Raw genomic sequence first — 11,229 nt, forward strand, 5'->3', positions numbered from 1 at the left:
CCTACAATTTTATTCTCACAAGAAGCAAATGAACCCTACGCCGTAATTATTGGAAATGCTAATGAATCAAAGACCATATACGAATAATCCAACGAGTGAACGATTACGAAAATGTTTATAAGATTGGTCGTGATCATATATGAAAATTATATTAAGTCGCAAAGGGTTTGACTCTGCTAATGGGGGTTGTGCAAGCCCAATTTTAGAAGATGGTACATTACTTTCAATGCCAATTCCAGTAGATGCTGAATCACCTTGTAAATACGAAGATCTTTATTACAATGGAGTGAGTTATTTAAGTTTATTAAGTCAAATTAAACACAATTTCACTGATAGATATTGTCATTTAGATCCTGATATTCGAAAGGATTGTATGAAGCGTTCTTCAAATTGGCAACCTTTATTTGGGCAATGTGGAGCTGCACAGACTCATTTACGAAATAATAATGTTGGAAGCGGAGATATTTTTTTATTCTTTGGACTATTCAGAAGAACAATAAAGCATAGTGATGGTACTTTGCATTTTACTGGACCCAATATGCAAATTATATTTGGTTACTTTCAAATAGGTGATGTTATCGAAGGCGAAAAAATAAAACAGTACCATTGGCATCCTCATTCGCGTCCAGCCTATTATAAAAAAGTAAATAATTGCTTATATGTGCCATCTAACACCTTGATTTTTAATCAATCACTGCCTGGATGTGGAATATTATCTTATGATAATAAAAGGGTCTTGACAAAACCGCAATATGCAGAAACAAGATGGAATTTACCTGAGTTTTTCAAAGAAGTTTCTATTACATATCACAATAAAGAAAGTTTCCATGCTAATTATTTTCAGTCAGTAAGCAGAGGTCAAGAATTTATTGTAAGCGAAGACATCCGTGTAACACAATGGGCGAAAAATATTATATGTGATTAGGCTCTTTACTTGAATTGGAGCATATTAGATTCGAATATTGGAGGAAACAATCTCGCTTCTTTGGAAAAGGTCTCGGCACTGCCAGTAAAGCGCGTGTTCCCGGCACATCACACCTTGGACATTCAGCCTGAAATTCTGACCCGGATGCGCGACGCTTTCCGGCAGTTCCAAGCCGAAGGAAAACTACATCACAGCAGCGGGACATTTGCTTACGGCGATTGGGCCGTATGTCTGTAAAATAAAAGAGGTTTGAATGGATTTAAGCTTCGCATAAGCGGAATACTGAGTCGTCTTTACCCTATCCTGAACTTCGCATAATGTTTTGATGCGTTTTGAGAGTGGTTCGATTAAAATCGAGATTTGGAGAATCGTTATTATGATTGAAATCGTATTTAGCGACAGTGCATGTGGAAGTCTTAAAGCGGCACAGCATTTTGGGGAAGGAAAATATCAATGTGGTGGTATTGGCGTTATAGTTACCCACAGAGATGGAAGCACACCAACCCGTAAAGAGTTGAAAGCCGCTCAAAAGGAAGCAGAGAAAAGGGCTCGTATCGCCTGGGAAAATGCTACCCCATTGGGTGGGAATGCAGCAGATATCTATGGATTTAATTTGGCGCAAAGCATTGGTGATATTTCGGAAAATCAACCCGGTATAAAACGGAAGCAAACCTTGGAACGCTTATACAGAACTTTTCCGGATGACATCGGACGTCAGGCAGTCCGGAAAATCTTTGAAAAGGTAAATGAAAATCTGAAAACAGTTCAGGAACGCTCAACAATAGGGGAATCCATCCGGATCTGGTACAGTAATCAGCCCGACGAAATATGTGGACTCTATTGGTTCTTGAAACAGCTAAATCAGTGGAAAGTGTATGGACCCGTTTCTGTTATCAAACTTCCGGAATGGGAGATTGACGAGAATAATAATATTGTACAGAAAAGCAGTTGGGGTGAAGTGGCTCCCGAAGAATGGCATCGGTACGTTTCTCTGCAAAAGCCTATATCGCCGCTATTGATACAGAACTGCGCAGCTTATTGGAAGGAACTTCAGGGAGAGAACGCCCCTTTGCGGGCTTTATTGAATGGGAAGTTGGTCAGTGCAGCAGAAACACTTTATGATGACTATATTCTACGTGAAATTGCAGCAGAAAGCGACGAATTTCAGGAAGCAATGGTTGTTGGGCGGATCATTGGAAAATATCGACTTGGCATTGGTGATTCCTGGATCGCTTTTCGTATAGAAGAGATGATCAAGGAAGGAAAGCTTGAGGCTATATCTGCCGTTCCCGAAGATATGCCATTCTATCATCGGATGCTAAAGAAATGCACACGTTGATTAGAATACCATGTTCTCTCCCCTTTACTTTGAACTTCGCATAAGCGGAATAATGAGCAGCCTGAACAAACTCAGATTGTTTGTAAGATATGACAGAATGGCGAAAAATGCGATTGTGAAAGCCAAGAAAGGAGAATCAAGAAATGTCTAAGAAGGCTTCAAAATTTCAAGAAAAATATATGGCTATGATTTATCGAGGTAAGGAAATATTTAAACCGCTTAACACCGGTGTGATTGATGAACACGTGAAGTGCGTCAGAGAGTTTATCGCCAACATCTTCTTCTATACGAAGAATGGACAGACGATCATGATTGATGCCGGATATAATTATGAACGGCTGAAAGAGAAGATGGAGTGGCTGGATCTGGATTCGGCGAATATTAAAGATATTCTGGTGACCCATCAGGACACCGATCACATTGGCGCGATCGAAGCTGACAGTAATCAGTTGTTTAAGGATGCAACGATCTATATCGGAGAAATCGAAAATAAATATTTGACCGGTGAAGTACGCCGCAAAGTGATTTTCCACTTGTATAAGCTTCCGCAGGTAACAATTAATAATAGGAAGATTCTTCTTAAGGACGGACAGGTTTTCACCATCGGAGATATTAAGGTAGAAGCTTTTCTGGTCCCGGGACATACATGGGGTCATATGGTTTATCTTATCGATGATACATATCTTTTTTCCGGCGATACCATCTGGTTCGGTGCAGACGGAGGATATAGCTTTATTAATGCTCTTGCTGAGGATATTGAATTGGAGAAGAGATCTCTGGCGATGCTTGAGAAAAAGTTGAGGGAAAGGCATTTGAACCCGATCATCATCACGGGACACACCGGATATTCGGATGATATCAATTTTTCTTTTGCCCATCGTGATGAGGTATGCAACAGTATGAAAAAACAGAAGCCACATGATCCGGATGCACCATATGATGGCTATGATGAGAGTGATGATACGGAAGAGAAGACAAGGACGATCCAATTAAAAAAAGCCAATCGCGTATAGATTTGAAAGGAAAGAGTCTATATGGACGAAGAGGATTTATCCTAATGAATATAGGGTGGCTGTCCTTAACTAGCTCAAAAACAGATACAGCAACGATAAAGCAGCAGCCGAGGCAAACAGCCACGATACTGAAAAAATTCGCCTGAGAAAGTTGGAGTATGAACAGGTTATGAGCCGTAATGGGCAACCTGAATATGAATTGCCATTATGTTGGCACTTCGAAAAATTAATGTGACAGTTAAGTTTCCAGTCTGTTTTTTAGTCAGCATAGCTTGTTTAGATGCTACATATAAGCGGAATCGAATATCTGTAATCTCAATTTTCATTTATACTATATAAGCACAAACATTCGCCATATATCGGTGGAGTTTGTGCTTATTTCAAAGTCTTTCTTACTTTTATTAAGATTTGGTTTATTATGCCTCGGATAGATTGGTGCGGTCAATTATTAAGCGATTTGCGGCAAATTGGGCTTGAGAAAGCCATTATGTTGCGACAATAGTCTTATTCATTTTTGGGCGATATGACCGGTGATGGATTTATTTTCGACCGGCGTTGTAGGTCACCACTATGCTTAGCAGGAGGGACACATCGTATGCTTGAAATAGCTGTCTGTGATGATGATAAAAATGAAATTGACCTCCTTAAAGCCATGATTTATCAGCATTGTCATGAGATTTGTATGCAAGTTATAATATCTACATATCAAGATGGACATGATCTGATTAATAGTACAAAAAAATTTCATGCTATTTTTCTTGACATACAGATGGACACAATGAATGGGATCGAAACAGCTAAAGTACTTAGAAAAACAGATAAACAGGTTAAGATTATATTTGTAACGAATTATAATAATTATCAGTGTGAAGCATTTTCAGTTAGAGCTTTTGGATATGTAATTAAACCAGTTTCATTTAAGCAAGTCTCTGAACAACTAAATGATGTGATTGAATACTCAACAAAAGGGACAGATAAGACAATATTTACTTTTAGTACAGACAAAGGGTTTCGAACCTGTGAAGCCGATAAAATATTTTACTTTGAATCTGCAAATCATAAAATTAGGATGGTTTATGATAATGATATCTTTATCTTAACGGATAGTATCATAAATGTTTATAATAAACTAAAACCATATGGATTTTCAATGCCACATAAAAGTTTTGTAATTAATCTATTACACATCTCAAAAATACAGGGTTATGATGTTTTGATGACGAACGGCTCAATCATACCAATGTCTCAAAAAAGAGCCGTTGAGTTCAAATCGGAATTTCATTCGTATTTAAAGCTCAATTTTAATTTGATTCAAAAGCGGTGATTTGAAATGTTATCTTTTTTTCTAAATGCTGTTCCATACTGTTTATCTTGTAGCGTAGGAACATTCATTGTTTTCGACTTCATGAAGAGCATGTATAGTAAAAAATATAATAAGTTTATCTACATAATTGCTAAGATCGTATTTGGAATTTTATGGTTTTTGATTTGTTTGTTTAAATACCCCATCCTAAATTTTGTATTTCTTTTATTGTTTTCAATAATTATTGGTTTTTCACTTTACAATAATAATAATCTTAAAAAAGTGTTGCAGATCACTCTATTGATTTTGCTTTATGCTGGTTTGGATGCCTTGATCTCTATTATTATCTCTCTCATTACAGGGAGCTCTATTCCATTGTATGACAAAGATCCCATTTTACTATTTTTGGATGTATTTCTGCTTCAAATTATAATGCTTTTATTTTATAAATTTATAGTAATCTTATTAAAAAAACAAGAAAACTATTTTGTATACATGAGGCAATTTGCAATTCTGGTATTATTTTTGATTATTAATGTAGTCGTCATTTATTTTTTAACCCTTATGGCGGCCAATAGTGAGCTGGATCAAAAAAGTATTCATTATATTATGATGTTGATGACTTTGCTATCATCTATTTTAAACTTGAGTGTAATTTATTTTTTTGAGTTTATATCAAAATCCACTTTACTTCAAAAAAGAATAGAACTAATGCAGCAAAAAGTTGATATGCAATATAATTATTATCAGCAACTCGAAATCGAATATAACAAATCTCAAAAAATAATGCATGATGTAAAGAATCATATAGAAATAATTAACCAACTTTACCAGTCTAAACATTTCGATAAGGGCTTAGAATATACGTCGAAATTAAATAGTATTATAGATGAATTGGGTTTAAAGTTCAATTGTAATAACAAAATTCTAAATATAATCGTTAATGAAAATATAAAAAAATGTGAATTGAATGAGATTAAATTTTCATATTCTGTCGAGAACTTAGACCTATCTTTTATTGATGATATGGATATAACTGCTATTTTTGCCAATTTATTTGACAATGCTGTTGAAGCTTGCCAAAAGGTCAATGAAAATGATCGTAAAATAGAACTTCGTCTTTATAAATTTAACAACATGCTTATAGTCAATTTGTTAAACTCCTATGCCGATCCTATAATAAAACGGAATGAGAGATTTCTGTCTAATAAAATGGGTCACAAAGCAATAGGACTATCTAATGTTAAGCAAGCTATAGATAAATATGATGGAGATATAAATATTGATATTGATCAAAATAAATTCTCTGTAAGCATAATGTTTCCCATACAAAATTAAAATGATTCTAGAATTATATTGCTGATTTGTAAATAAACATGTATTTGGGGAGAGAAATCTGTAAGTTGCGTCAAAGATATTGATTTTTTATAATGTCGAAATATAATAGAAAATATCAATTTATGAGAGGTGTTTTAAAATGAAAGGTCAAAAAGTCAACGCCAAAACAAAAATCCTGGAAGTTGTAGCTAAACTTGCATACAGTGAGGCAAGCAAGTCCGCGAATACCTCTTGTCCACTCTTTGCATATCAGGCGAAACTTCCAACAAGGGTGCAGAAACTCAGGAAATTCTAATGCTGAAAAAGGTATCAAATTGGGTGGTTAAGGTATTACTTAAGGGCGGTCTTTTATCTCCGGAAGATTATGAAATATATCTTTATGGAGTGGAGACCGCTCTTCTCCAGAGTATTCATATCCTAACAATGCTGGTTGTTGGATTTTGTTTAGATGCCAAACTTGAAACATTGACGTTTATTGTATTCTATTCGATAATAAGGATTTATGCCGGAGGGTTTCACGCAACAACAAAACTTTGTTGCTACTTCATATCTTGGATCATGATCAGCTCTGCAATCCTTATCGTTAAACTTCTTCCGATCTCTATTATGCCGACATTTTCTATTGGAATTTATTCTTTATCGCTAATCATTGTCTTTGTACTATCACCAGTTGGCAATAAAAATAAGCCTTTAGATTTATTGGAAATACATCATTATAAGACTATAGTAAGAAAATTATTACTTGCTGAATTATTCATCTCAGTATTTGTGTACTTTGCATCTGTTAGAATTTTTTGTGTTATAAGCATCAGTCTGGCTTTTGTTGCTTTAATGCTGATATTGGGTACTGTGCAAAACTCAAAATCACATAAACCCTCAGTTTCAATTACATTCTTTCATAATAAGCCAGCAGACTAATCTACCGGCATCTTATAAAGTGAGGGGATCATATTGTTGTATTACAGCGAGATTACCAACAATGAAGTCTCAGAGCCTGAAGCCATCAAACAAATTGTAGATCTTTGTGATCGCTGGTATCAAATAGCCAAACCTTCACAAAGTTTAGAAAACTATATGCGGAATCATCCAGAACTCCTTCAAATTGACTCTTGGAATTGTTTTAGAAAGATCGGGTAAAGTTGACGAGTATCCTTACCGACCCACTTGGCCTCACCATCAATCCATGCGTCAGGATCTAGACTGACACGTGGATTATTTTTTGGGACAATTTTTGCGCCACGAGAGTTTAGCACGAATTCAAATTTTACATTATGCTAACGATTTGCATCTCGATCTCGGCAAATTTTGAGAGACAGAGAGATGAAAAGCGGAACCGGTTCCGCTTTTATCTCTCTTCTCTTGATGGATGTTTTACATGAGACTTATCTGTTTGTTCATCTGCCTGTCTTCTGGCTTGCGTGATGATCCGGTCAAATAATGGTCGCTGAATTTCCGGATGTTGTATACGCTCAATTTGAATCACCTTGTAAACTTCCTGATGCAGTATGTACTTGTTGTCGTTGCGTGGAAAGAAGGAGCATGGGATAAGAATATCGTTTTGAGAATCTTTTGGAGTAAGGAACAGATGCAAATAGACATCATCCTGCTTTCGGTATAACAGCATAGTTGCATGAATCAGCGAATGAGCTTTATTCTGATTGAATTTTAAAATAATTTCATTATTGAGCAGTGTTTCCAACTCGGAAAAGTAATAGATTCTGTCGCGAATGGCTTCAAAAAAAGCGCTTTTGCTAATCGTATCATATGTGATTTCACCGTTTAAAATCCTCTGAAAAACATTCCCTTTATTTTTATTGTTAAGCACAGGAATATCACGAAGCTTACTTAACCCAATCAGGTGAAAAAAATGCCCCGTTTCGAAGAAGACAGAAACGCGTATTGTATGCTCTCTTTTTCTGGCTGTAATTACATAATCCGACCCCGTTAGTTTTTGAAAAGCTACTGCACTCGCTTGTAACAAATCCATCTGGCTTTCCTCCTAAAAAACAGTAGCGCCCTGGTTACCCAGAGCGCTACCTGTGCGTATTTTTCTTTCGGCATAGCCTATTCAGGTTTTGGTTCAATACACAAACCGTAAAATAGACCTCCGCGAAACACTCCCCTGACCGAGCCTTCCGCATCGACGGTCAAGGTGAACATCACATCCACCTTACGCTATTATTATACTCTCCAGCTCAATTTATGTCAACGACAATCGAAGTTCTCATAGGCGGGTCTGGTAGAAACCATCGGGCCGTCCGACGTTCCGAAGAGCCAAACCGTATCGCCAACGTTCAGCTCGTTTTTGCTCATCCATTCGAGCTGAACGTGAATGCTGCTCCTGTAAACAAGAAGCACCTTTTTTACGTCCGGAAACTGTTCAGGCCGGTATTTCCGGAAGATCAGCCGGTTATCTGTTTCTTCGCGGATGACTTGGCCGTGGTTCGGCTGGATCGCAAAGTGTTTCCAAAAGGTCTTGGGAATATAGATCAAGTTCCCTTTGAATATTTTGATTGGAATGCCTAGAACACGGCTCTGACGGCACTGTTGCGGTGTTGACGGTATTACACGAATCTGCAAGCCTTGTTCAGTAGCTGACAGAAACGCATAACGACCAATTTCCGCATGGTTCTGTTTTGCCCAGCGCGTCGGAAGATTGAATCTGCCAATCGTAACCTGTTTCTGCTCTGCCGCAGGAATCTGCGCGCCGACCGGAAAGATGGAGATGGTTTCCGAACCGATAATTGCCTGAACCGGCCCGTTTTCCGGAATTCCGTATCTCCTGCAAAGCCCCTGATCCAGTACGACTCGATGCCGAGCCGAAATCAGGATCGGCAGACCGATGATTTTTTCACTTGTATCCATTTGTTTTCTCCTGTCAGGATAATTTTCAGTTTTTTTAACTTGAGAGAATAAGCCTGATTTTGCATATACAAAGCGCATTCGCATATTTTCTATTCCAGTTTTGCAGAGTGACTTTTGAATCCTGCAAGTTTTGAAACAGTTCTATGATACCACTTAGCTAGCTTAGAGAGAGGTTTTATATCCCTTAAGTTAACCGTAGCTTTCTTTCTGGACTTAGTTCTTGGGGTGTCACTGATGAAATGAGGGAGGGTGTCACCGATGCGCAAAAAAGGTGTTTTCAGCGTTGTAGAATCGAAAAGGCCTTTCTTGAAGATTACAGGAAGAGAAGATTGTGCCGATGCGGTCGGAGCCTGTGAAGAGGATAAATCTTCTGAATCGGTTTGTACGGCTACTTCAGGCTGCTCCTGTGCTTCTGTGTGAGCGCCATTTAGCAAATAGAGGTTAACACTGGTACCGTTGTTTCCAAAAGCCTCCTTGCGGGTCTGATGATAGACTATGAGCAAACCGGCGTTGCTCAGCGCTTTAACAGCACGCCAAACAGAAGAAACGCTGATTCCGCAGTCTGATGCGATTTCCTTTTTTGATGGCATACATTTCCCGCCCCTGCCCGCTCGCAGCGTCAGATAGGAATAGACTTTGATTTCGCTGGCGGTCAGACGATGCTGGAAAAGATTCAGACGACAGGGAAACAGACGCGGGTTCGCCGAAGTCCTTTTCTTTTCTTTCGTGTCGGATGGTATGCTATTGGGTTGCGGCGATATTGCATCACATGGTGACAGTTTCAGCTGGGGATTTTCGATCAGGATATAGTAGTTTGAGGTCTGCCTGCCGCGTTCATCGAATCTGTGACGGATTTCCAGCAATCCCTTTTGGCAAAGTGTTCGCAGCGCTCGTACTACAGAAGAAGTGCTTATATGGCAGAGTCTGGCGATGCTGTTCTTTCCATAATGGCTTTCGTTTGTCAAAACATTGTTAACCTTGCAAAGAAAGTTATATACGATGGCCGTGGAGTTGGATAGGCCGAGCAGTTCGGTGTTGCACAGGTAGAATGGTTCCATTTGTTTTCCTCCCTCAAGATATAAAAAAGGCACAGGGAAGCTAATCCCCTGTACCGTTTATTGAGCGTCTATTGCTAATTTGGCTGAGTTTTTAATGGTTTAAGAAGCGGGTGCGGGTTGGGGTTTTCCAGTCTCGCAGAAACAGACGCTATATTGCTATTCCTACTTGTTTCGCTTTTGAAACGTTTTGTCGGATGTAAACGGAGTGTTCCGGCTCCGGCAGCTTTCCCTCCAGGTTTTTGCGGAAGTTCTTCAGGACGTCATTCCAATCGTTGAGAAACGGCTTATGCATTGTGACGGCGTAAGCGGAGCCATACCGATCCATGATCTTTTCCGTACCGTTCCGGCCTGCGTTGATGTCATGCCCGAACGCCTTGCTGTCGTTGTTCAGGCCGATCACAATACTGTGAATTTCAGGATGTTCCCGTAGATACCGGTCGAGGGACTGCATGGCTGCGGCTCCGCCAAGGGAAATCATTGGGCACGAGATCCGTTCGCTGCCGGTGATTTTACAAAGTATCCGATAACTCATCGCTTCAATCGGACTCTCGAATACGCAGACGGTTTCGTTGCCGGCAGCTCCCTCTAAAACAAAGGGATAACTCTTATCGGAACCGGTGACGTCAACCTTTACGGGTTTGCCGGAGGAATTCATCGACCGCATGGAAGCGTAACGGGGAATACCGTCTTTGTCGTACCCGACCATGACCAGGTTTTGGAACATCCGAATCTGACCCGTTTTCAGCAGCTCCTGAACCGTACCAGGTGAAAGAGATTCCTGTGTGTGAAACGGTGATCCCGCAGTGCCGTTATTGACCGTTTCTTTCATACGGGGCAGCCTCGAAAATTCATCTTTGAATTTCTCTTTGACCGCATACCGGACCGTCCCATCCTTTGCATAGCCAACGATCCGGAGTTTGTTGTATGTAATGCCCTGAAAAATCTTATGTTGTTCCACCATGTCTTTCACGAATCCGGAATCAAAGCCGCGTTCTTTCACCAGGTACGCAAATAGATTCCGAAAATTGCCGGAGCGTTCCGGAAGAATAAAATCCTGCTTTCCTTCCGGCGGCGGGAGCTTCATATTTTGGACCGGTTCGGCCGGAGCAGGGAGATCGATAGTTCCGGCCAGAATGCAGACGGCCTCTTTGTAGCTCTTACCCTCATAGTTCTGAATAAAATCCAGGGCGTGGGGCGCATGGCCGTTCGTGTCCGTAATTCCCTGAGAATTCCAGTACCACCTGCCGTCCAAAGTAAAAACTGTCAACGCCGGAACTTTTTTGACCCAAAACGCCGGTCGGAAATGACCCATATCGCCGGTTACATGAGCGCCAGTCACAGTACCGCCGGAATGTCCACCGGCGGTACTGTCTGAACGCCAGCTTTGA

Annotated in this window: 10 protein-coding genes and 2 pseudogenes; 8 read left to right on the plus strand and 4 right to left on the minus strand. The window is 39.6% G+C overall.

Annotated features, from left to right (window positions below):
• Positions 1-139: 139 nt before the first annotated feature.
• The 8 genes and pseudogenes from CAFE_RS04085 (at position 140) to CAFE_RS04120 (ending at position 6,836) form a co-directional block, all read left to right on the plus strand.
• Positions 140-925 carry an Nmad3 family putative nucleotide modification protein gene (locus CAFE_RS04085; protein ID WP_156989871.1) on the plus strand — a complete coding sequence of 262 codons (786 nt, stop codon included), beginning with the start codon at positions 140-142 and terminating at the stop codon, positions 923-925.
• 51 nt (positions 926-976) lie between these two features.
• Positions 977-1,162, plus strand: a pseudogene (locus tag CAFE_RS19920) (MBL fold metallo-hydrolase); the annotation flags it as partial.
• 139 nt (positions 1,163-1,301) lie between these two features.
• Positions 1,302-2,264, plus strand: coding sequence for a DUF3658 domain-containing protein (locus CAFE_RS04095; RefSeq protein ID WP_156989872.1), 963 nt, complete (start codon positions 1,302-1,304; stop codon positions 2,262-2,264).
• A gap of 143 nt (positions 2,265-2,407) precedes the next feature.
• Positions 2,408-3,277: an MBL fold metallo-hydrolase gene (locus CAFE_RS04100; protein ID WP_156989873.1), complete on the plus strand. Its 870-nt coding sequence runs from the start codon at positions 2,408-2,410 to the stop codon at positions 3,275-3,277.
• A 595-nt stretch (positions 3,278-3,872) separates the two neighbouring features.
• Entirely contained in the window at positions 3,873-4,601 is a 729-nt protein-coding gene (locus CAFE_RS04105; protein WP_166525060.1) for a LytR/AlgR family response regulator transcription factor, read from the plus strand.
• Positions 4,602-4,880: 279 nt separating this feature from the next.
• On the plus strand, positions 4,881-5,918 hold the full coding sequence (locus CAFE_RS04110; protein WP_166525061.1) for a sensor histidine kinase: 1,038 nt from the start codon (positions 4,881-4,883) through the stop codon (positions 5,916-5,918).
• A 139-nt stretch (positions 5,919-6,057) separates the two neighbouring features.
• Complete coding sequence (locus CAFE_RS20595; protein ID WP_156989876.1) at positions 6,058-6,213, plus strand: cyclic lactone autoinducer peptide; 156 nt, start codon at positions 6,058-6,060, stop codon at positions 6,211-6,213.
• Positions 6,213-6,836, plus strand: coding sequence for an accessory gene regulator ArgB-like protein (locus CAFE_RS04120; protein ID WP_156989877.1), 624 nt, complete (start codon positions 6,213-6,215; stop codon positions 6,834-6,836). Before CAFE_RS20595 ends, CAFE_RS04120 begins: the two co-directional genes overlap by 1 nt.
• A 427-nt stretch (positions 6,837-7,263) precedes the next feature.
• Here the strand turns inward: CAFE_RS04120 and CAFE_RS04125 are convergent, their stop codons facing one another.
• From CAFE_RS04125 to CAFE_RS04140, 4 genes and pseudogenes are all read right to left on the minus strand, one after another.
• Positions 7,264-7,905, minus strand: coding sequence for a PBECR4 domain-containing protein (locus CAFE_RS04125; RefSeq protein WP_156989878.1), 642 nt, complete (start codon positions 7,903-7,905; stop codon positions 7,264-7,266).
• Between the two features lie 218 nt (positions 7,906-8,123).
• A complete protein-coding gene (locus tag CAFE_RS04130) occupies positions 8,124-8,783 on the minus strand; it encodes a hypothetical protein (protein ID WP_156989879.1) in 660 nt (219 codons plus the stop codon).
• A gap of 89 nt (positions 8,784-8,872) precedes the next feature.
• Complete coding sequence (locus CAFE_RS04135; RefSeq protein ID WP_156989880.1) at positions 8,873-9,841, minus strand: helix-turn-helix domain-containing protein; 969 nt, start codon at positions 9,839-9,841, stop codon at positions 8,873-8,875.
• A gap of 148 nt (positions 9,842-9,989) precedes the next feature.
• Positions 9,990-11,229: pseudogene (locus CAFE_RS04140) on the minus strand (toprim domain-containing protein); the annotation flags it as partial.

The organism is Caproicibacter fermentans (assembly GCF_009746625.1).
In the GTDB taxonomy this organism is placed as follows: domain Bacteria; phylum Bacillota; class Clostridia; order Oscillospirales; family Acutalibacteraceae; genus Caproicibacter; species Caproicibacter fermentans.